28 protein-coding genes and 3 pseudogenes are annotated in these 21,171 nt (G+C 32.9%); 9 read left to right on the forward strand and 22 right to left on the reverse strand.

The features are described 5' to 3' along the window. From PSR12_RS12770 to PSR12_RS12825, 11 genes and pseudogenes are all read right to left on the reverse strand, one after another. Nucleotides 1–1,214, reverse strand: a pseudogene (locus PSR12_RS12770) (PBSX family phage terminase large subunit). Beyond that, a pseudogene (gene terS, locus PSR12_RS23895) lies at nt 1,214–2,033 on the reverse strand (phage terminase small subunit). The pseudogenes PSR12_RS12770 and terS overlap by 1 nt, the downstream one beginning before the upstream one ends. A gap of 7 nt (nt 2,034–2,040) precedes the next feature. Continuing rightward, nucleotides 2,041–2,364 carry a hypothetical protein gene (locus PSR12_RS12785; RefSeq protein ID WP_274769201.1) on the reverse strand — a complete coding sequence of 108 codons (324 nt, stop codon included), beginning with the start codon at nt 2,362–2,364 and terminating at the stop codon, nt 2,041–2,043. A gap of 60 nt (nt 2,365–2,424) precedes the next feature. Next, a complete protein-coding gene (locus PSR12_RS12790) occupies nt 2,425–2,787 on the reverse strand; it encodes a DUF2513 domain-containing protein (protein WP_274769202.1) in 363 nt (120 codons plus the stop codon). Nucleotides 2,788–2,943: 156 nt separating this feature from the next. Beyond that, nucleotides 2,944–3,300 carry a hypothetical protein gene (locus PSR12_RS12795; protein ID WP_274769203.1) on the reverse strand — a complete coding sequence of 119 codons (357 nt, stop codon included), beginning with the start codon at nt 3,298–3,300 and terminating at the stop codon, nt 2,944–2,946. Between the two features lie 73 nt (nt 3,301–3,373). After that, nucleotides 3,374–3,658 (reverse strand): hypothetical protein, encoded by a 285-nt coding sequence (locus PSR12_RS12800; RefSeq protein WP_274769204.1) that lies wholly within the window; start codon nt 3,656–3,658, stop codon nt 3,374–3,376. 168 nt (nt 3,659–3,826) lie between these two features. Then, nucleotides 3,827–4,633: a GIY-YIG nuclease family protein gene (locus PSR12_RS12805; protein WP_112118264.1), complete on the reverse strand. Its 807-nt coding sequence runs from the start codon at nt 4,631–4,633 to the stop codon at nt 3,827–3,829. Nucleotides 4,634–4,967: 334 nt separating this feature from the next. Beyond that, a complete protein-coding gene (locus PSR12_RS12810; RefSeq protein WP_004230330.1) occupies nt 4,968–5,204 on the reverse strand; it encodes a DUF3953 domain-containing protein in 237 nt (78 codons plus the stop codon). Nucleotides 5,205–5,549: 345 nt separating this feature from the next. Continuing rightward, complete coding sequence (locus tag PSR12_RS12815; protein WP_274769207.1) at nt 5,550–5,942, reverse strand: DUF2178 domain-containing protein; 393 nt, start codon at nt 5,940–5,942, stop codon at nt 5,550–5,552. Continuing rightward, complete coding sequence (locus tag PSR12_RS12820; protein WP_112118261.1) at nt 5,935–6,150, reverse strand: helix-turn-helix transcriptional regulator; 216 nt, start codon at nt 6,148–6,150, stop codon at nt 5,935–5,937. Before PSR12_RS12820 ends, PSR12_RS12815 begins: the two co-directional genes overlap by 8 nt. A gap of 156 nt (nt 6,151–6,306) precedes the next feature. Then, a complete protein-coding gene (locus PSR12_RS12825) occupies nt 6,307–6,741 on the reverse strand; it encodes a helix-turn-helix domain-containing protein (RefSeq protein ID WP_274769209.1) in 435 nt (144 codons plus the stop codon). 596 nt (nt 6,742–7,337) lie between these two features. Between PSR12_RS12825 and PSR12_RS12830 the strand changes: the two genes are divergently transcribed. Both PSR12_RS12830 and PSR12_RS12835 read left to right on the forward strand, forming a co-directional pair. Then, nucleotides 7,338–7,574, forward strand: coding sequence for a hypothetical protein (locus tag PSR12_RS12830; protein ID WP_274769211.1), 237 nt, complete (start codon nt 7,338–7,340; stop codon nt 7,572–7,574). Nucleotides 7,575–7,713: 139 nt separating this feature from the next. Continuing rightward, nucleotides 7,714–8,205, forward strand: a complete 492-nt coding sequence (locus tag PSR12_RS12835; RefSeq protein ID WP_221682908.1) for a DUF2798 domain-containing protein — start codon at nt 7,714–7,716, stop codon at nt 8,203–8,205. Between the two features lie 78 nt (nt 8,206–8,283). Here the strand turns inward: PSR12_RS12835 and PSR12_RS12840 are convergent, their stop codons facing one another. The 3 genes and pseudogenes from PSR12_RS12840 to PSR12_RS12850 all read right to left on the reverse strand — a co-directional run bounded on the left by PSR12_RS12840 (nt 8,284) and on the right by PSR12_RS12850 (nt 9,776). Continuing rightward, the gene (locus PSR12_RS12840; protein ID WP_221682909.1) at nt 8,284–8,505 is read right to left on the reverse strand and encodes a hypothetical protein; all 222 of its coding nucleotides are present in this window, start codon (nt 8,503–8,505) and stop codon (nt 8,284–8,286) included. Nucleotides 8,506–8,839: 334 nt separating this feature from the next. After that, nucleotides 8,840–9,358, reverse strand: a pseudogene (locus tag PSR12_RS12845) (terminase small subunit). Nucleotides 9,359–9,509: 151 nt separating this feature from the next. Further along, on the reverse strand, nt 9,510–9,776 hold the full coding sequence (locus PSR12_RS12850; RefSeq protein ID WP_274769214.1) for a hypothetical protein: 267 nt from the start codon (nt 9,774–9,776) through the stop codon (nt 9,510–9,512). Between the two features lie 1,173 nt (nt 9,777–10,949). Here PSR12_RS12850 and PSR12_RS12855 point away from each other — a divergent pair. The 3 genes from PSR12_RS12855 to PSR12_RS12865 all read left to right on the forward strand — a co-directional run bounded on the left by PSR12_RS12855 (nt 10,950) and on the right by PSR12_RS12865 (nt 12,261). Then, nucleotides 10,950–11,291 carry a hypothetical protein gene (locus PSR12_RS12855; protein WP_004225235.1) on the forward strand — a complete coding sequence of 114 codons (342 nt, stop codon included), beginning with the start codon at nt 10,950–10,952 and terminating at the stop codon, nt 11,289–11,291. A 214-nt stretch (nt 11,292–11,505) separates the two neighbouring features. After that, a complete protein-coding gene (locus PSR12_RS12860) occupies nt 11,506–11,769 on the forward strand; it encodes a translation initiation factor 2 (protein WP_255601712.1) in 264 nt (87 codons plus the stop codon). Between the two features lie 66 nt (nt 11,770–11,835). Further along, nucleotides 11,836–12,261 (forward strand): ferritin-like domain-containing protein, encoded by a 426-nt coding sequence (locus PSR12_RS12865; RefSeq protein ID WP_274769215.1) that lies wholly within the window; start codon nt 11,836–11,838, stop codon nt 12,259–12,261. A gap of 241 nt (nt 12,262–12,502) precedes the next feature. On the opposite strand, the gene PSR12_RS12870 is transcribed toward PSR12_RS12865, so the two are convergent. Together PSR12_RS12870 and PSR12_RS12875 are read right to left on the reverse strand one after the other, a co-directional pair. Further along, nucleotides 12,503–12,811 (reverse strand): phosphatase PAP2 family protein, encoded by a 309-nt coding sequence (locus PSR12_RS12870; protein ID WP_342456131.1) that lies wholly within the window; start codon nt 12,809–12,811, stop codon nt 12,503–12,505. A gap of 485 nt (nt 12,812–13,296) precedes the next feature. Beyond that, entirely contained in the window at nt 13,297–13,545 is a 249-nt protein-coding gene (locus PSR12_RS12875) for a hypothetical protein (protein WP_004225224.1), read from the reverse strand. 193 nt (nt 13,546–13,738) lie between these two features. On the opposite strand from PSR12_RS12875, the gene PSR12_RS12880 reads away from it, so the two are divergent. Next, nucleotides 13,739–13,936, forward strand: a complete 198-nt coding sequence (locus PSR12_RS12880) for a hypothetical protein (protein ID WP_274769217.1) — start codon at nt 13,739–13,741, stop codon at nt 13,934–13,936. Between the two features lie 213 nt (nt 13,937–14,149). Here the strand turns inward: PSR12_RS12880 and PSR12_RS12885 are convergent, their stop codons facing one another. From PSR12_RS12885 to PSR12_RS12895, 3 genes are all read right to left on the reverse strand, one after another. Next, the gene (locus PSR12_RS12885; RefSeq protein ID WP_221682921.1) at nt 14,150–14,470 is read right to left on the reverse strand and encodes a DUF1827 family protein; all 321 of its coding nucleotides are present in this window, start codon (nt 14,468–14,470) and stop codon (nt 14,150–14,152) included. A 726-nt stretch (nt 14,471–15,196) separates the two neighbouring features. Further along, entirely contained in the window at nt 15,197–15,586 is a 390-nt protein-coding gene (locus PSR12_RS12890; protein WP_009370423.1) for a VOC family protein, read from the reverse strand. 255 nt (nt 15,587–15,841) lie between these two features. After that, nucleotides 15,842–16,246, reverse strand: a complete 405-nt coding sequence (locus PSR12_RS12895) for a helix-turn-helix domain-containing protein (RefSeq protein WP_221682922.1) — start codon at nt 16,244–16,246, stop codon at nt 15,842–15,844. A gap of 572 nt (nt 16,247–16,818) precedes the next feature. On the opposite strand from PSR12_RS12895, the gene PSR12_RS12900 reads away from it, so the two are divergent. Both PSR12_RS12900 and PSR12_RS12905 read left to right on the forward strand, forming a co-directional pair. Further along, nucleotides 16,819–17,379, forward strand: a complete 561-nt coding sequence (locus PSR12_RS12900) for a TetR/AcrR family transcriptional regulator (RefSeq protein ID WP_274773484.1) — start codon at nt 16,819–16,821, stop codon at nt 17,377–17,379. A gap of 28 nt (nt 17,380–17,407) precedes the next feature. Beyond that, nucleotides 17,408–17,572 carry a DUF2197 domain-containing protein gene (locus PSR12_RS12905; RefSeq protein ID WP_274769218.1) on the forward strand — a complete coding sequence of 55 codons (165 nt, stop codon included), beginning with the start codon at nt 17,408–17,410 and terminating at the stop codon, nt 17,570–17,572. 334 nt (nt 17,573–17,906) lie between these two features. Here the strand turns inward: PSR12_RS12905 and PSR12_RS12910 are convergent, their stop codons facing one another. Next, nucleotides 17,907–18,467 (reverse strand): hypothetical protein, encoded by a 561-nt coding sequence (locus tag PSR12_RS12910; RefSeq protein ID WP_257522324.1) that lies wholly within the window; start codon nt 18,465–18,467, stop codon nt 17,907–17,909. Nucleotides 18,468–18,757: 290 nt separating this feature from the next. Here PSR12_RS12910 and PSR12_RS12915 point away from each other — a divergent pair, with 290 nt between their 5' ends. Beyond that, nucleotides 18,758–19,699 carry a DMT family transporter gene (locus tag PSR12_RS12915; RefSeq protein WP_274769220.1) on the forward strand — a complete coding sequence of 314 codons (942 nt, stop codon included), beginning with the start codon at nt 18,758–18,760 and terminating at the stop codon, nt 19,697–19,699. 131 nt (nt 19,700–19,830) lie between these two features. On the opposite strand, the gene PSR12_RS12920 is transcribed toward PSR12_RS12915, so the two are convergent. Continuing rightward, nucleotides 19,831–20,310: a GNAT family N-acetyltransferase gene (locus PSR12_RS12920; protein WP_257522325.1), complete on the reverse strand. Its 480-nt coding sequence runs from the start codon at nt 20,308–20,310 to the stop codon at nt 19,831–19,833. 453 nt (nt 20,311–20,763) lie between these two features. Continuing rightward, nucleotides 20,764–21,132: a hypothetical protein gene (locus PSR12_RS12925; RefSeq protein WP_237898097.1), complete on the reverse strand. Its 369-nt coding sequence runs from the start codon at nt 21,130–21,132 to the stop codon at nt 20,764–20,766. Between the last annotated feature and the right edge of the window lie 39 nt (nt 21,133–21,171).

Raw genomic sequence — 21,171 nt, forward strand, 5'->3', positions numbered from 1 at the left:
TTATCGGTTCTTTCCTGTGATGATTTCTTTGTAATAATGCGTATAAATCGCATAGCGTAGAGCATCCAGTACGTCATCCCACAATTTAACTGGTTCTCCTGTGCTCGAATTCTACACGTATTGAAAAATTTCATCTTCAAAACGTTTCACTTTATCACGAACAACAAACAACCTTTCCAGTTTGAAACGTCTAGCTACTTCTTCAATCCCTGCAACAACTGCTTTCTTTGCATTGAATCCTCGTATTTTTTCGCGTTTGAAACGTGCAATATGTTCTGGTCGAGCTGTATCACATCACAATAAAAATTGATATTGCCATAACACACTTTAATATCTTTCGCTATCTTTACCCAATCATCAATCTCATAATATTGATGAGCATGCTCTTCACACAAATACACATCGCCTTGGTCGTCTTCTGCCAGTACAACAATAGATCCGAAGTGCTCATATCCCCAGTCAACGCCAGCAAAATATTTTACGATATTCTTTTTGGCGAATTCCTCCAAAGAAACAAAATGTACTTCCTCTTTAAAATCTTTATATACAATACCTTCTGCAGCTACCCAACGGCCGTAAATATCGCGTTCAGTAAACATACCAGAAGGTGTACTTGCTACAATTGATTCGATGTATTCCTCATCTAATTTATCGTTATCAAATAAAGAAAAATTGAATACGCGAATGTTCAAACGACCACTTTCTAAAGTTTGACCATCTTTGTCAATGTAGTCTTTCTTGATACTGTGCGCTGGATTCTCTGGGTTTGTATCAATTAATACTCTAGCTCCTGGGTAAGAACAACGTGAAATAACTTCTTTTACAAATGTGTCATGTAATGCAGTTCCTTCATTGACGAAAGCCCCTGCTGCTGTAAATCCACGTGCCTTTTTCCATGAATCTGCTTTCGCCCCATCAAACACGTATACCTTATTACCGAAAATCGTAACAGCATTGGCCTTATTGAGCTTCAATTCTTTGCCCAATATCATTTCCATATCATCTAGTACGTTTCGTCTTATACTCGCTTGTGTAGCACCACCGATAATAAACGATAGCCCTTGTCCTTCATACTTTGCAATGTGCATTAAAAAAACCAAGATAAACACGAATGTTTTCCCTGCTCGCTTTGCGCCACTTGCGACTATGATTTTAGGTTTTTCTTTTACATAAGAATCCATAACGGTCTGTTGTTTTTTTGTTAATTCAGCCATTACTCTTCACCAGCCATGCGACGTAACATTTTCGCAATTTCTGATTCTTGCTTATTACTATCAGGGTTTTCGAGTTTACTGATTTCAGCTTTCGTTTTGTTAATATTCAATTGCATCTGTTCAAGTTTAAGTCTGCGCTCATCATCTTGGTCTGCCATCTCAACAAACTGACGAATAGAAGAACGCAACTCCCCGATTGCTCTCGATTGAGCAGTGAGTAGTTGCGCCTGTCGTTCCCATGCGAATTGGAATTCATATTCTTCCTCTGTTACAGCCTTTTCTACGCCTCCGCCATCTTCTTTAGAACGCGGATAGTATTCGTATTTTGCTTTTTTTGAGCTCCTTTATGATTTCGTCTTTCGATTCAACGTGCATAATTCGTTGAGCCCTTATGATTGCAGCATACTGAATCTGTATTTGATCCCAAATTAAATCGGCTGGAGAACGTTCGTTCATTGCCTCCATGATTTCGAGTGTTTCTTCTGGCAAGAACTTTTGAAAGAAGCCATGTGTCAGGGCATTTGAGTTTTGTTTTGGAGCTGATGCATTTTTATTGCCTCTATTACCTTTTGCATTAGCATTACCAATAGGAGCGCCTCTTTCTCTCTTAACAGTTTTTATTGGAGTACTCCGTTCGTCTGTTTGGAGTACTCCATTTAATTTTTCGTTCCAATTGTCTTTAGATTTTGATTTCCAAGAGCCGATTGTTTTTTCTGGAACTCCTAACATTTCTGCTATTGCTCGATTTGTAATATCACCGTTATGTTCCTTATAAATTTCAAATACTTTATCTCGATTTGGATCTCTCGCTCTAGCCATCGCATAATCACCACCACCTATACCTGAAGCCTTGGAAGCCTCTTACTTGTTCTAACTGTTCCTGTCTTAAATCATCCATAAAAATAAGACAACCATTCCATGTGCGATTAGTTACCTCGCATACAGCAGTTGCCTTAGTTTTGATTCGTATTACTTTCATCGATGACTCAATACATCCGTTTTTTATGAAATACACTCTATCACCAATGTTTAGCTTTTTAGGCTGTCTGGATAGTTGCCAGAACTGTTCATATCCACCTTGTTCATACATAGCAGTTTCTTTATCATCATTTACATATTCGCTCTTAGGAATCGTAACTACGATATCCAATGGCATCACCCCATTATGCTAAATGCTTCGGAAAAATTAAAAAGCATCCATAAAGGATGCTCAGCTTATTCCAAATAAACTTTTAATTTGTAAAGAGGCGTATTCCTTAACAACATCTAAAGGAACTGAACCAAGTTCTAACCCTTTGTTCAATATACCTTCTTTAGTTTTATTCCAAATTCCGTTATTTTTAACTGAGTCTAAAAATTCATGTCCATCCCAAGTCATTGATGCCATTAACCAAAAAGGTTTGTTATCAGCCCATCGAGTGCTATTTTTCACATATCCAGCTTGATCTAATATTTCTAAATGGTACGCAACCACTTCTCTGTCCCAGTTTTCAGGGATAACTAACTCTTTTTTATCATCGTTACTCTCAATAAGTAGTAATAATTCTCTCACTAAATTCAAATCTCGTTTCATCAAAATCACCTCCTACCTAATAATAAACCTGAAAATGAAATATACGTAATAACTTTTTGCTCTCAAAAGTAAGTACCGTTCTCTAGCAGTCAAAGGGGATGAAACTGCTCGATACTCACTTTTCAGGGCAAAATAAAAAACACCCCGAAGGATGTTTTACTTCTTTGCTTTTATTGCTGTCTTATATTCAACAATATCTGATTCCCTTTCTTTTTCTACTTTCGTTATAAGTTCTTTAATTTGCACTATGTATTGTTCAATGTTCTCTTTTATTTTTGCTTTTGTATTATCTTCATCTTCCTCTCCTTCTCCCATCTTAAAATTATATTCATAATTCGAGACAGTCTTAAGGGTGTTCTTTTTAATTTTCTCAAACTCATTTGAAAAATTTATAATAATTTCATAATTTTCGTAACTAATATCTAGCTCTGATTGATTTAAAACTTTTCCTATTAATTCATTAATTTTGTCACACACTTTATGATGCGTTTCAATAATTTCACTTATATCCAATTTGCTTAAACTAGGGAATTTTAATAACTTTCCTTCTATTAGTCTTAAATTGAACTCAACAAATGATAATGTACTATATTAACTGCCCAATAAGGTTATTGGCTCTAATAATCTTTTTAGGTAACTTATTTTCATTATCCTCTCTCCTGTTTTCTTGTATTGTCTCTTTTACTCCTAAATATGTAACTACCCCTCCTACTATTGCACCCACTAGACCCAAACAACCAGCTAAGACAGTTTCACTTTCTATGAATGATGAGTTTTTAACAATATATATCGTTAAAATGCTTAGTATTAAAATTACAAATATCAACAACAGTGCTAATATAATGTTAATCCACTTTGTATATCCTTTCATCGCCTCAATACCTCCCACCCAATCATAACCTAGCAGATGAAATATATGTAATAACTATCTGCTCTCAAAACCACACCAAACTCTGTCCTCTCAATTCATAGCGTTTCGGCTGTTAAATGTAGTTTTCAAAGCAAAAGAAAAACACCCTGAGGGTGCTTTATTAATACTCTAATTTTTATTTAGCTGAATTCCATTGTAGGGACCTTTATTGATTGTTCCAAACGTTTTTTTCCACATAGACTCCTTCTGGATTATTTCTGAATTCGTCCCTTCCATAAACTCAATGACGGAAAAAGTAATTGAATTATAGCCGTTTTCTAAAATATATAAATTCAAATGATGTGCATCACCTAAAAACCCTAAATGAGTCATCCACCTACCTATAATCCCACCTGTACCATAAGCACTACCAATATATCGACTTTTGCCATCTTCTGAGCGTTGAATATAAATTCCGTTTTGACTTAAAACTTTTTTCAAATTATTCTGCTCTGAATTATCTTCCCAAATTGCAATAATCTCTCTCCAGGAAAATGTTTGTCCTAGCACCTCTTCTTGAGATACATCAACATCAGGTAATTCCAGTCCTTCAAACCTGGATGTATGTGCAAGTCTACTAGTTGCTTTACTTTCTTGTATTATTTCTTCTGAAGCCAATATTTCAGCAATATTAGTTGCTATTTGTAAGTAATCAGCTGCTTGAAAATCAATATAATACGTTCCTTTTTTAACAACTTCAGGTAATGACATTAACGTATTTTTTAAGTATTCATTCATATCAGGTGCATGATAAATTCTAAAAAATCTTTTTGGTTCATTATCCCATAATTCAAAAGCTCTAATTTTATAGAAATTTGGCTTTACACTATACTTTACCCACGGTGTTGATTCATTTGTTTTGTCATATCTTTCTTTCAACTTAAACATACTAGCAAGTCCACTTGTAGTTAGAATTGGTTCTAATACATCAAACATAATTCTCTTCCCTTCATTTATGAATAACTAATTATACCAAATTACTAATAGTTTTCTTAATAATTTCCATTTAGTTTTGCATAAGAATGTTCCATCCAATAAAAAGGAAGAAGCTCTGCTCGATGCTCACTTTTCAAAGCAAAAGAAAAAAGCATCATAAAGCTTTTTACAGCCTTTACAATGCTTTTATAGTTCCTGTTTAGACAGGAGTAAATACTTAGTGAAGTAACGAATTGTGTTTAGTGCATTTCCGTGCACTTTGTTGATGTAGTAAGTTTGAGTGAAATTATGGAAAGTGGACGAAGTTCACATATAAACCACTCCTTAATGTTGGTCATAGTAAAGCTGTGAATTGATACATTGATAAATAAACCGCAAATAAAAATAGCCCGATTAATAACCAACCATAAACTTTTCTCTCGCTCTGAAATGCTTCAATTCCTTTAGTTAACATGAATAAACCTGAGAAGAATACCATTAAAAAAGTCAGATCGTAATCCCGTGTTATAAGTAGGTAAGCTGAAAGAGAGACAGTTATGATAGCAAAAACAATTTGTAAAATGTTAAGCATAATATTCCACTCCTCTTTAAATATCATATAACAAAAAGAGAAGTCATGGAAATGATTGTAAATATTTAGCCTTTTATATTAATTAAGATACCTAATCCCTTAAAAATCTGGGCCGGCCATGTATGTCATACTCCGAACAAGTTTGTTCAGCGCAGGTCGGTCGTCGGTCTGTCTTTCCCTAATATTTAGGTTTTTATAAATACCAAGAGAGGAAAACCTTACCGCACCATCCTGCCTCCCAGTTTACATCATATTTTTCCTCTTACAAAACATGCTACATGTTTTACATTTGTTCCTTTGTACTTACTTTTGGTTTATTAGATTCAAAGTATTTAATCTTATCGTTTATTTATATTTTCTTGAATATACAAATTCAATTACTGGAGATGTAACGAATGTAAGCCCAACAACTATGAGTAAAGGGTAATTTTTCATGTCATTTAAATTGGATACACCCTCTGAAATAAACAAAATTAGACATGCCATAATCATTAAAACATAATACCCAAGCTTTGCACTCTGAGTTTCAATATGTCTATCTAATTCATCTTTATCTTTAACACCATTATGGTTACCCCAATTAATCCAGTTGAAAAGATAAGACAAGGCAATGAAACTAAAAATTATAGAACCCCCATCTATTGTTCCGAATCGCATCCATCTGTATAATGTGTAGCTTACAAATCCACAAAAAACTACAAAAACAATAAGTCCTATTATCTTTTTTGATTTATCCATTCTTTTTCTCCCCATTCTCCTGTGGTATAAATAATTCCTCCATAGTGGCACCTAAAACTCTTGCAATATCAAAAGCGAGCTTTAAACTTGGATCGTATTTGTTATTCTCAATAGCATTAATTGTTTGTCTAGTTACGTTACACAGATCTGCCAACTTCCCTTGTGAAATGCTACATTTTTCTCTTAGTTCTTTAATATTATTTTTCATAATATAACCACCTTCATATTATTAAGGTGTAAAATATCTTTTACATCCTAATAATACCCAATTAAACGATTGCATGTCAAATATCTTTTACATCAAATTTTAGTACACTTGAATTCAATCCTTTTCATAACTAAAAAAAAAGAAGCAACCTTTAGGCTACTTCATCATCTGAATTAAAATATTGTTTCTGACCCTAAATATCGTCGTGCTGGATAAATTCATGTGCTTACCAATCGCTCGCATGCTATCGCCATCAAGCAATCTATAAAGTACCTCAATTTCTCTATCTCCATGTACTAACGAAATACGTTTTTGCAACTCTGCAATCTTTTGCTCATATGCCTTAATTCGATAATTTAGTGAATAAACACGGCGTTGCACTTCAGTATACACTGGATCACTTGTCCCACCACTAGCCTTTGGTAATGTTGCATCGATGCCATACATAGCCGTCTTAGCCCCAATGTAGCTATTGTTATTAGCTTTCGCTACAGGCTGCCTTGCTTCCTCAATCGTTTCAACCATCCACCGATAATTCTCAATCCACTGAAGTAAATCCTCTTTTGTAACTTTAATTCGCCCTGTTAACATAGTTTAGCCCTACTATTCCCACACTGGTAGGTATGGTATAATAACTTAACGAACAAGCCATCAATGGGCATAAACCAATTCGAGCTGTAGCGTGGGATGACGCTGCGGCTTTTTCAAAAAAAAGGAATGATGATATGAACCAATTAATTCAATATATCAGCTACAAACCAAGCTTGTAGGGAGTGCTGTTTCTTCCCTTGACCTCCCTGCAAGCTTGGGTTTCTCAAGGGAGCTGATATTAATGAAAAACCGTTCTAAAGCCTATATTCGCCATCAGAGAGAGCGAATTATCCGAAAGAAATGGTCAATTTTAAAAGATGTAATGTTACGTGAAAGTGAGTTCATGCCTGTACGTGGTACATTAAGCAAAGGAAAAATTCATTGCTCATGTAGAATGTGCCGATACGAGCAGTATCACTCGATTCCAAAAGCCAAACATAAAGCAAAATTAAAAGCTATGAAAAAGGAAATAGACGATTATGTCTATTTCCTTTTTTCGTATTTCCTTACATCCTTTTTAGTTTGCTTTACCAGTTACGACACTGTAGCTTTTTTGTGTTACAATTTACAAAAAATACATAACGAGGTAATCATCAATGGACATATTTACAGATATATCGAGTGGCGGAAGTCTGTGGTTTTTTATACCACCAATGATCTTGCTGCCAGTTGTAATGATAGGATGTGCCGTAATTTATAAAATCCTATTGGGCAGTATTTTGCCAAAGAAGGTTTACAACTTTTTGCTTGGCCCAATTGCCCTTCTTGGATTCTTTATTTGGGCTATCCCAATGAACATGGGATTTTATGAGTTTTTTAGAGCGATATTATAATCGCTCTATTTTCATTTAACCCTCATATTGTGCAGTAATATATATTTATAATTCCCACAAAAACCTTCACAGAATTGTCACTTACTAAGTATTTATAAAATTTATATACTTACTCAAGTAACGAAAGGAGTGTTGACGTATGCCAACTACTAGAAAAGAAAGTCTATATTTTGGTTTAATAATGTGTTTTGGAATGGTACTTTTTATGACCCTTTATAACTTCTACCTTAATGATACATTTGGACAAATTTCTTTCTTAGGTGGAATTACTAATTTTTTAATAGGTTTTATTGTTGCTATCATTCTTGACTTGTACCTAGTGGGACCTATAGCTAAAAAAATAGCTTTCAAATTAACAGCAAATACATCAAATGTTCTATTTAAGATTCTAACAATATCTACATGCATGGTTATTGGAATGGCTTTTTTTATGTCTATTTATGGTTTGATAACAAGTTATTTTCACAATGGATTTTATTCCAATTCGATTATTAAAGAATTCCTTTCTGTGTTTTGTAGGAATTTTATTGTAGCATTACCTTTGCAAATTATTATTATGGGACCAATTGTACGTTTTTTATTTAATAAGTTTATAAAAACTTCTCCAAATAACTTAGTATTAAAAAATTAAGTTGAAACATATTATTTACGTTTCTAGTAACCTAAGAGATTTATTCTTTTTGGTTACTTTTTTACTGAACAATTTCTTTCACTTGCTCCCATCATCCCAATTCCACAAGCTCAATTGTCCTTTAGCTGGCACTGGCTCAAGTAAAACTTTCATTGTTTTCAGCTCCCATGCATATCGACCATCCATAAAATCACCAAAGTACAGTTCATCACTCTCTAATTTTTTTCCGAATTCCATGCCTGCAGCACTTAACTCAGGCAACGGTGATAGAGAATATGTACTCACTTGAAAATAATGCAAAAATAGTCACTCACTGTTTTTCGAATGAGTGACTTTCTTTATAAGCATAACTGGCTATAATCTCTTCAACTTGGGGTGCTTTCCCCTCATTTTTTTAATTAAGAATAGTAAACTTTTTCTACTTTATATAATGTTTGCTCGATAGTCGAGCAGAGAACGGCATCCACTTTGTAAAATTTAACTCGAAAGTATAAACTTTTCAAAAAGTTCTTTATATTATTTTTTTGCTTAAAGGCAGGGAGAAATTCTGAATTTTTCTTCACATCACCGAAACTTTGAATCCATTGCTCTACATGAGCCTGACTAATGGCTAAGATTTACATATTCAACATAATCACGGTAGAAGCGGCTTGCCGGTTTCATCTTTTAAAATTTCCTCAACCTTGCCAAAATCTGAATAATCCGTAATATCAGCGAATGCTATATTAATGTACCTTTGCAACACATCACGAGCATCTAACATCACACTGTCAGCTAATTGCTGTTTTAACCGCATGATTTCTTCTTTTATACCTTCAATTACCATCAAACGATGAGCATTTCGATTAGCTGTTATCTAGTCGCATTGATATGCTTTTTGATAAGCTTTTGTAGCATTGAAGTATCTAACGTAATACATACAAAAAAGCAACTGTTTATCGTTGAGACCGTCACTTGGGACAATATCAAACTGTACAGTTGCTTGCGATTCCGCTTCAAGACGATCATACCAGCTATCTTTGTTTTTCCACCCACGTATAGTTCCATCAGATACACCTAGTTGCTCAGCTATATCCTTTTGCTTTATATCACCGTTATGTGCTTTGTAAATATTATACGCTTGGTCACGTCTTGGATCCCTTGCTCTAGCCATATCTCATTTTTTTGTTTTGTAATCACCCCATTATGCTAGTTGCTTAATTCAATGAAAATAAAAAACCACGCTCGAATGAACGTGATCTGAAAGCTATATTTATTTATCAAAAAACTCTGTTACACATAAAGTATAAATAAACTTTTGTATTTTATTCATCCGGTAATGACTCTATGGAATCATGTTTATTACATGTAATAAGCTTAGCTTTAAATTCTATACTTGTTGAAAGTTTCTGCAACATACTTAACTCATTAGCCAACTTTTCTATTTCAACAAATCCCTGACTTTGCAATCTAGAAGTGTCTAGTTCAAGCTGTTTTAATGACTGTTGAATTAATTCTAAATTCTCCATATATTTTTCTAAAATCTTTTCAGTATACAATATATCATCCTGATTGTTTGTGTCTTTAATCATTTAACGACTCTTCCTTTCTCTCTATAAAGTCATCTTTACCATGTATATTTTTAATACATGAGATATTAATTAACATCTTAGGAAATGGAATAAAAACACCTCTTAAATCCTATTTAATTAACACCATTATAAAGGTGTTTAACTTATTTAACAAATTACCATTTTCATAGTTAATTGCATAATAAAAAAGCCACACCTATTGGTTATGGCTTTGTAAATTAATGAAGGAAGTACATACATAACTGTCACTGCTGCTCCAAATGGAAGAGCCCCATCACCTGTTACAATTCTGACAGATAATAAATCACATTTATTTATAGCATAGTTAGCTGTTGTTGAACCACAGCAATTGGGGTTTGCGGCAGTATTTGGCCCTGTTACTGAAGCAATAACACCTGTTGAAATGGGGTCAGTAAAACCACAGCTTCTACTAATAACTTTCTTCAGCCGTTACTGTATCTGCAGCTGTTAGTGTATTATCACGTACATTTAAAACTAATCCAGTTATGATTGCATTTTCTGATATACATGGGGCTTAGAATCTAAAGAAACATTGATTTTTCTCACAACCCGCACATATTGTTTGCATTTAGGCTTTTATAAATACCAAGTGAAGAAGGATTTACCTGTCCTACCTCCCCTCCATTTGGCACATTTGTAACATTTCATAAATTTAACTACATCGGGCCTCTTAGTTTAAGGCTGCTTTCTCAAAGATTATTGCTTCTGGTTTGGCTATTCTTTCCTGTAAAGATTAAGATGCACCTACCGTCTACTTTTTTACCACAAAAACCCATATCGTTATTCAACTATACTGCTCCATTAATTTTAAATCCATTTGACACCTCAAAATTTGTTTTCTAAACGATACATAATTTTACCAAATAAATCTTCTAAAAATGTATAATCGTTCTATTTTCGTTTAATCTTTAAAATTTTCAATATCGCTTACACAATATTAGGTGTTACTACTACGGTATTTTGTCTTTGTATATGGATTCACCTTTGTTTACAGATTCACTTCTATTACACTTTCTACTAAACAATTCACACTTTGCTTTTATTTTTAAAGAAACTTGATTAATAAGTCTAATGAATGTAGAAGCGTAATGCATATTATGAAAAGGTAATCTGCAGATTATTAATCTTTCGTTAAATGGAGGTGAAAATTACATGCCTTTAACTACTGGGCCAATTGAAAATACAGGAAATCTACCAGCTAATGCATCTAGCGTTCGTATCAAAGTTCTTAATCTCACTGGAGGTTTATTAACAGGAGTAGTAAGGGTTTTCAGACTAAACGGCACGAGACAATTATTATCAACAACACCTTTTGCTGCTAATGCCAACGCTTCTACTTTTGTAACGCCAAGTGTAGGTGGATCTGCTCAATATGAAGTTGAGATTGTTCCTAATCAAACAGGTGGATTATACAGCGTTTACGGTCGAACAGCATCAGGTGTAATCATCGATGCCCAACGATTTGTGAACTCAGAATTAACACCGATTCTTTAATTTTATAAACAGATTTTATCAATTAAAATCTAGGAAGCCTTATACTCAGTTATAAGGCTTTTCGTATTATTCATTTCCCCTTTCAATTTCTCTCTGATCGAGGCTTTGAGTAAAACCCTACAGTCAATTTTTGTCGTCACCTTTCTATACTGAAATACATAGAATACGTTTGAGGTAATTCATCACTATGAAAGTAAAGGGGATATTAATTAAAATGAATAAAAATAATCCACAACAACCTTCTGTGACTACAGAAATTCAGATAGCAAGACTTGCCTATATTGGGGCCTCAATTGCAACTCTGGGCGATGGTCTTTCTGCTGTTGCAGCTGGTTTAGCATTAAATGCTCTAGAAAAATCAAATAACGAGAATCCTCAAGCCAAAAATAGTGACCAATCTAAAGAAGTAGAAGATCTTCAGAAGCAAATAGATTATTTAATAAACGAACTAAAACAAGTAAAAAAATTAATGAAATAACCTAATTTTTCCTAAATACTTTTAAAAATGACATTGAAAATAATAAGTAAAAAGGAGGGTAAACATTTGCAATACAATGTACAACAAACTTTAAACAATAGATTAATTCTCGACCTTAATAAAGCCATTAATGGCGAATATAATGCTATTCGATTTTATAAGCATTTAGCACAACTTGCTCCAAATGAAGAAGTTAAAAATCGTATACTAGAAATACGAAAAGATGAAATGAGACATTTCCAAGGTTTTGTTTATACCTATACTTACCTAACTGGTCAACAACCATCTCCACAGATAAACGAAACATTACCACAGAATTTTAAGAGTGGTATCCTAACTGCATTTAAAGATGAACAAGAAGCAGTTGAATTTTATCACCGTGTTGCTAGAGAATATAATATTCCTTATATTAGTAATCAATTTAGTTCAAATGCTTCAGATGAACAAAATCATGCAGTTTGGTTTTTATTCTTTATTAACCAATATAGATAAAGAAACATTACCGACTAAATGTCGGTTTTTTTATTTATTAACTGTACTTATGAATAATACTTTCAATTCACTACAGAGCTATAAAAAACTAAATTTGTATATGTTAATTTCAAAACAAACTCAGCAGTTCATATTTTTGTTCTTTGACAGATTCATCCACTATTTCAGGCACATTCTGCACCATTTCTTCTATTTTTTGCACCTTGCTTATGGTTAACATTAGCCGCTTCTAGCGTGGTTCTTACTCTAACTTTTCTAACAGCCTGTAGTTCCTCTCCCTTAGTGTTAATTTCGAAAGTGTAAAATGAATGATTATTGCAGAAATAATACCAATAAGAGCACCTACAATTACCTCTAAAGGATAATGAACTCCTATCCAAATACGTGAAATTCCGACTAATATAGCAAGCAAAATCCATAGAATCCATTTTCCTTTTTTCAATAACCAAAGGGACATACAGAATGAAAAAAATAATATGGTATGATCACTTGGAAATGAATTATTTATTCTTTTTCTATCAACTGATTTGTATTCGAAAGGACAGCAAATGGTTGGTGATTAAAATGTAATAACCCTGCAAATTTCCCTATAATTTCAGCCAAAACGAAAGCAATACTTGGCGCACATGAGCATTATCCTAATATTATTGTCATTTTGATTTGAAACTCTTAATGATTAGTTGTCTCCTACACGTACAAGTGAACGTGTTTTTTTTTGCATATTCATAATGTATAATTGAATCAATCTGAATAATGCAATATTTACCACTTTATGTTATCCTTATATAAATTATTAGGAAGCCTCGGGGGTTGTTATGCGTTGAAAATACATTCTACAAATAGATATATCATATTTATTTTCGGTATTACTTTGATGATAACTGGAGTGGGAAGATTATCTGGTTTCCTTGAATATGATTCAGTTATTCCAAATCAATCTGTTGCACTACTATACATACCTATTGGCGTTTTTGTAATGTTCATTTCTTACTTTGTTAAACCAAAAAAAGAAAAAGGTTAATAGTTTACTATCTTTCAAGCACCTTCCTCATATTGTGTAGTTAGAAACTGTAAACAACCATCCTTGAAATATCTCTTTAATTCTCTTTTCCTAACAACCATTTCTTTATTGTTATTTACTAATCTTACATACTTACTATTCTTAGTTAGCTTGAAAGTATAACTATCGTATGTTTCAACTTTAAAACCTATGGTATAGGTTCTGCGATACTCTAATTTGCTAGGTAGCCACCCCAGCTTATGACGTAACATAAATGGTTTCATAAAACATACTCCTTTATTATCAATTCATATCAATTTACTGACAGCCCATATTGACTTTCGCAATTTTGTACTTCCTCCATCAACATCAAATACTCATATTGTGCAATAATCAAACCAAACCACATTTTCAAATATTACCTAATCATGTTATTATTTCGTAAGTTATTACCTAAATATCAGGAGTTGTTATAAAATGAAAACACATTCTAAAATTGGACATATCATATTTGTTTTAGGCATCGTATCACTTTCAATCGGATCAGCGAGATTAACAGGTGCCCTAGAATACAATTCATTTATTTCAAATAAATCTATTGCAATACTACTCATTGCTATAGGGGTTTCTGTTATGTTCATTTCATTCTTTGTAAAACCTCTAAAAGTTAAATAACTTTACAGAACAATATCTCTTAGATATTTAACTCCAATTGACCTGTTATTTCTTGTACATGATCATTCCAAGCAATTTGATAATTACTTGCTATCAGAGTTAGCAGGAACAATTTAAAAAGCCTCTAAAAGTCGAAGTGATAGTTGCCATCTACGTTTAAAAAAGACTATTAACGATATAACCAGTACTCATATTTTTATAAGTGACCTGACTTTACTGAGAAAGTAAATTAATTTCTTTATTACGAATATGAACAACTCCTGTATTACTAACTTTTATATTCACCTCTGTAATGCCTCTTTTTAAAATATGTTCTATTGTATATCTAATCTCCCATTCTTTAACCTGACCAAGATCATTTGAAATACTAGCATGGCTAGATTTCTTATTTTCACTATGAATAATGACTGTCCCTTCACATTCATATACCTTTACAACGCCACCCATAAAACCAGAAGCAATAGTTACAACATCGACTCTTTCTTTTGTTATATCTCGAAATGTTTTAGTTGGAAAATTATATATTTTCGCCATTTTGACCTCTCCTTTTTCAGAACATTCGTTTGTATTTATAATAGAGCAAACGTTTGTTCTTAAGCAAGGGAAAATTTATGAAAATAAAAAAACTTTGTTATTTGATAGTGATTAAATTCTTTCTTTTAAATACTATAAAACTAAGATATATATATAACTCGTTAATTTTTTAATGATAAAATATTAAATACAAAAAAATCCAGGCTCATAAAATTGAGTACCTGGGCTTTTTGTCGTCGGAGTATTGCTTCTGTAGATTAACACTTCAACCTGTACAACTTCTGAACAAAATATCATAAAATCTCGGATATTTTTGTTGTTTTGCTTTCATTGTTATAGACTATCTTCTAATTTTTATAAATCTGCAATTCCACAGACTGGTCCGTTGCAAGTAATGCGTCAATTCTTTCATTTTGATCAATCTCTCTAAAACTATTAAAAGTGGGGTACAAATTGAGGTACGGTTTACACCGAACCTCCCCACCCCTTTGATATCAAGGGGTTTCTATACCTGTCTAACGAAGCGTATCTAAATGTATTTAACTGCGGTACGCGCACTTTTGTACCTCAGTTTGTACAATGCATATTCAGTTGCTATTGAAGCACCACTTTCTTTCCAGTAATCTTTCTGTTTTATTAATACCTCCAGTAGTTTTAGCAGACTGTAGATCAACTCAATAAGGTTTGATTTATTTAGTAAGTCCCAAAGGCAATGTTCACATCTTTTTAAGAAGCTTCTTTACAAATCATTAGTAAATTGCCATCTAAATCTTTGAACACAAAATAAAAATTATCCTGAATCTCTGTAACAAGTTCAACATTATTCTCTTTCATAAATTGATAAGAAGCTTCAATATCATCGGTCAAAAGCTGAATTGACGGAACTTGGTAAGTGGAAATATCACCATCTTCTTTTCTCCACTTTGGCATGGAATCTAAAATTAATCCAGCTGTACCTTTCATAGGTACCACGAATAAATGTCCAAAATATTCTTCTCCCCCTTCCAAACCTAGTATTTTTCTGTACCATTCTTTTGCTTTCTCTAGGTTACGAACTGGAACAAATACACCTCCAATTCTGTTTTTTATTGGTGATTTGTAGTCATGGCTAGTCACAAATACATCCTCCTTAATAATTTATTTCTACTTGTGGAACTCTATATTTTTTCTATTTCAACGTGATATTCTACTATTCCTTCTTGTACTAACCTTCTCGATAAGTTGAAGGAACAACACTTTTAGAAATAACTAAATAGAAGCAGCTTAAAATATTGTTTCTCATCTTCAGACGTTCGTTTCAAACGTTCAATTCGAACGTCAAACAGCTTTAATTATTGGTATATTCTATTCCTTTATTTTCTAAACACATCATTAAAACCAACAATTTTCTTCTTTATTTTTCTCTAAAATTTGTTTTATTTTATTATCTGTATTTAATAATACTTGTTTAATTTGTATAATCTGATGTTCTCTTTGTATCATCTGCTCATACTTTTCTTGGAATATAACTTTTATTTCAAGCAGGTTTTGTATTTCTTCTTTTGTCAGTTTTTTATTTTGATCAATATTTCCCGACCAATCAAAAAGCATTTTGATTTCTTGAAGAGTAAATCCCGTTTGTTTAAGTTTAAGGATTGCTTCCACTGTATCAATGTCTTTCTTGTTATAATTACGGTGCTTATTTTTAATTTCTGGATGCAATAATTTCATTTTTTCATAATAACGTATCGTATCTTTACTAAGACCAGTACATATTGCAAATTCACCAATTTTCATTATGATCCCCTTCTATAATATAAATTTATAAACCATTAGGGCAATTATACAATGGAAAATGAAACGAATGATATGATGGCTGAAAGTAATTCGTCCATGTGTTAACCTCCCTTCTGTAACTGCTAGTATATGTAACAAGATAAATGCAATTATCAGTAATATAAATAACCAACCTTTGTTTGGTATACATAGTATTAAGAGAATACTTATCGATACGATAACAAATATGAATGTTCGTACTTCAAATCCAACTTCTTTCCATTTTTTTATCCCTGCTACTCCTATTAAAACTGCGTACAACCCAATTAGTATAATCGTAAAAATTATCATCTCCATCACTCCATTCTTTGATTTCATTCATCTTAAAAGATGGAGCCGACTCCATGTCAACAGCCTTGAACAAGCTTTGGTTTAAATTCGAAGTAAAAGAAAAGCCTCCATTTAGGAATCTCCCTAAATGTTTTTTTAATCGATTGATTAGTACAACCGTGCTAAAATAAATGCATGAGTAAAAAAATAAAACAACTAATCAAAAAGAAAAGTCATTTATTGAAAAAGCTCGTAGAACTCAAATTGTGGAATGTGCTATTGAAACCATTGCAGAGGTGGGTTACGCTCAAGCTTCTTTAGGTCAAATTGCAAAGCGTGCACAAATCAGTAAGGGGGTTATCTCCTATCACTTTGCAAGCAAGGGGGAATTATTAGAGCAAGTAATTTATGATTACTATATGGTATGTCAAGCTTATACTGCTCCTCTAATAGAAAATCAAAAATCTCCTTTAGATATGCTTAGCGTTTATATTGAATCAAATCTTAGATTCATAGATGAAAATCGGCAACATGTTTTCACTGTCATTGAAATTGTTTCTAATGAAAGAACTGCTGATGGCAAACTTCGATTTGCGGCGGACCATGATGATGCTATTTTTCTTCCCATAGAAAACATACTTACACTAGGAATGCACGCGGGTGTTTTCCGAGAATTCACCAAATTGGGTTCAAGAGTAATGGCGTTAGCGATAAGAAATTCCATTGACGGTTTCACTATTGAATTAATGAGAAATCCCCAGTTAAATGTTGAGGAATATACGAGAGAACTAATTACAATATTCGTTAAATCAACTAAAAAATAATATGTCAGAAAACTTGAGGAGGATAGCTATGCATTACTATGAGGTAATTTGTTCTAGTTGTAGAAATAAATTCAAAGTATACGAGGGGTCACTGAGATTCAGACAGTTAAAGGAAAGAACCGATAAGATTTTTCGTTGCGAAGAATGTTCTAGTAAAACTCGTATGGATGCTATTAAAAATTTCTTTAGATAGCTCCTTCAGCAGATCTTGAGAATAATAAAAGGGACTACAAGTTAAATAAGTATAAATTCCAGGCTCAAAATTAATGAGTATCTGGGCTTTGTGGAATCATTTAGGTCTATCTCTACTTACAACTATGCTATCGTCAGTCGTTTTTCAAAACAAATTCTATCATTTTCTTATGCCTATTCATGTGTGCATTAAGAATTTGCTGCTGACATTCTACTTTGAACACAAAACCTTTGCAAAAATAAAAAGCCATCAAGAATCAGGAACAACTACTACTGCACAACTCGATTGCACTCAAAGCATTTAAAAAGAACACCTATGTTAGGTGCTCTTCCGATTAATTTTTCTTGTTTAAATCATCTGGATAAACTATCGTGTTAATTACATCTCCATTTGATTCATCTTTAAAAATTACTTTGACTTTATAATCCTTTTCATCCACACCATTAAATAATTGATAGTACATACCTGTTAAAGCTAGTCCTAATGAGGCCATTGTGTCAAGACTATTATCAAATTCTTCTTTGTTTACAGATAAAGTGAATTCTGAAAAAGACTTGTCATAGGTTACATCTTTAATAGATTTGAACTCTTCACTTGCTTTAAGCTCATCTACACTTGCTAGAATGCCTTCTTTTAAACCTTTCATCATTTCTTTATGTTCTGTTTCAGACATTTTATAAGTTAAAGAACCATCCTCATTCTTACTGACTTCCTTCATCCCACTGCTTTTTGCCTTTGAAATAACAGAATCAATGTCCTGACCCTCAAAAAATATAGCTGGAATAGTTACTTCTACATCTCCACCATCTTTGCTACCTTTTTCCTGGCCCTCACTACAACCAGAGATCAAAACACCTAGTAATAAAAATAATGGTAGTATCCATTTTCTTGCCATTAAATCTCCTCCTCATACACCAATATACAGAATATGAAGAGATTACACTATACTTTATTAACATAAAGCTCTATTTCTTAACCGCTTCTATACATGAAACATCATTTCTTCGTCAACTTTAATGTGCTTAAACTGGTGACGTTCGACATCATTAATAAAATCTATTTCCTACTAAGCGTTCAATGCTTAACTTTATAAAATTCAACACGTACTTTGATATAATCAATCATGCGTTGTTTTACATTTCTTTTTCTTTACATTTTCTTCAACAAAGGTTGTGATGAATTTTTATGTTTGCAGTACTTTTGGCTATAAGTATTGGAGCTATTCTTGCTGTGCAAACAGCCATTAATGCTCAATTAAGAAAGTATGTGATTTCTCCTTTTTTAGCTTCAATGATCTCTTTCGCTGTTGGTGTCATCTTCTTAACTATTACATTAGTAAGTAGTGGTTCATCACTGGGGATTCCCTTAGATTTATTGTTGAACCAACCTATCTATATATGGTTGGGGGGAATTGGTGGCGCTATTGCGATAACTACTAACATTCTCTTGTTTCCTAAATTGGGAAGTGTGCAAACAGCTATCCTACCGATCTTTGGCATGACTCTCATGAGTATGTTAATCGATCATAATGGCTGGATTAATGCAACACAATATTCCTTTGGTTGGAATCGAATCTTTGGCATATTACTAGTCTTACTAGGTGTCCTTTTAGCAACAGCTATACGAAGCAAGAAAAATGAACAGTATTCTCCCCAAACAAATAAGGAGAGTGTGCGGAATCTATGGATTTGGCGCATAGTAGGGATTATAGCAGGAATGTTACTAGCTATCCAAATCGCTGTTAATGGGCAATTAGGAAAAGTTCTTCACTCTTCTTCTCATGCTGCCCTTGTTTCATTCTTTGTTGGTACTATTACCTTGATTATGATTGTTGGTTTAAAGGATCGTTCTTACACAAATATTAAAGAGCCTTTTAAACAATCTGCTCCTTGGTGGATATGGATTGGCGGGATCTTAGGAGGATCTTATGTTCTAATCAATGTGTTTCTTGTCAATCAAATTGGAAATGGCCAAACTGTAGTCCTTGCTTTATTCGGTCAAATCACTGGTAGCCTACTGGTACAGCAATTCGGATTGTTTAACTCGATAAAGAATCGAATTCAACCTTTACAAATAATTGGTTTAATGGTGATGATAGCTGGTGTAATTTTAATTAGGCTATTTTAAATAATTTCCTTTGTTGACCTTGAACGATGAAACTCTTTTTCAAGAATGGATGCGACATTTCCCCCAGAACATAAAACCAGAGTTCATCTACGAAATGTAGCATAAACTCTGGTAACGATTGTGGTCCATCTTTATTTTATTAATTGCCTCATGATGATTTCTTCGCCGATACGTCCTATTAGCCTTTCATTCGTATCTTCAAACCCTACTTTTACATATAGTTTCTGTGCTGGTATATTATCTTTGTCTACAACTAAAACAATTTCATCGCAATTAGGAAATTCTGCTTTAACAAACTCAACTAGTAATGTCATTCCTTGTTTTGCGTAGCCCTTCCCTTGTTCCGTATGATTAATTGATAATGCAGATAAGAGCATCGCATTTCTATTCGTAGAATATTTCTTAACTCGTTCATTAGAATTTAGGAGAAAGAAACCAACAGGTGTATTTTCACTTAGAATTACAATGCGATGCTGTCCTTCATTAATTTCCTCAAAATTGCTCGGCAGTGCAGAAAATTGTTGTTGCTCTTCAGTAAGGACAAAAGCGTTCAGTTCTTGCATATATTCACTTGAAAAATGCTTTAATTCAACCTTCTTCAATTTTTCCATTACATAATTCTCCATTCACTTTTCTATACTTTACCATTTTATTAGGTTGTGGTCATTCTTTTATTTGAAATTTCGAAAAAACACGTACGTTAGATAAAAAAATCACCTAAAAATGCCTAAGCTCTACATTAATTTGAGTACCTTGGCATTGTTGTTACTTATACTTTCTCTTGGATATGGTTACAGGTATAGTGGCAACCATTAATATTAACCCTAGATAGAGAGGATATTTTAAACATGCATTCGTTGAATACCCCAATAAATAAGGCATACCTATTAAGGCCATGACTACTCCAATTACAAACAAGCCCATTTCAATTTTTCTAATCATTCTCCCATCCCTTACCATTCCTTATTCATTTTCTAACACTATCCCTATAAACAGAGAGGCTTTATCTAAGAAGTTTCTTTAAAATAAAAGACACCCCTCAGAAATAAGGAATGTCTAACTTTTTATCTATACACATCTAACAGATTTAACAAATATCTTTCTAATTCATTAATCGCAAACAAAACTTCCTTATGAAGTCTATCCTCGACAACGCTATCATCATTAAAGACCTCTAAGTATTTATTCACTTCTACAAAGAATTTTTCATACTCCTGTAAAAACTTATCAATCGTTTGATCACCAGGTGTTACAGATAAATAAATTGTTTTAAATAAATTAAAATCACTATACGCATTACTTAAAAAATAGATAGCCAGTATTCTATCGTTATTAATATACAATTTCACAAAAGATAGATTTTGTTTCAACTTTTTCAATGCATTGATAAGATTGTTCGTTTGCTTCAACATATTTGCCGTATTACTATACATCTGATAATCACCTCCATCTTTATAATAAGCAGAAAACCA

This window comes from Lysinibacillus sp. G01H (genome assembly GCF_028872195.1).
Classification (GTDB): Bacteria; Bacillota; Bacilli; order Bacillales_A; family Planococcaceae; genus Lysinibacillus; species Lysinibacillus capsici.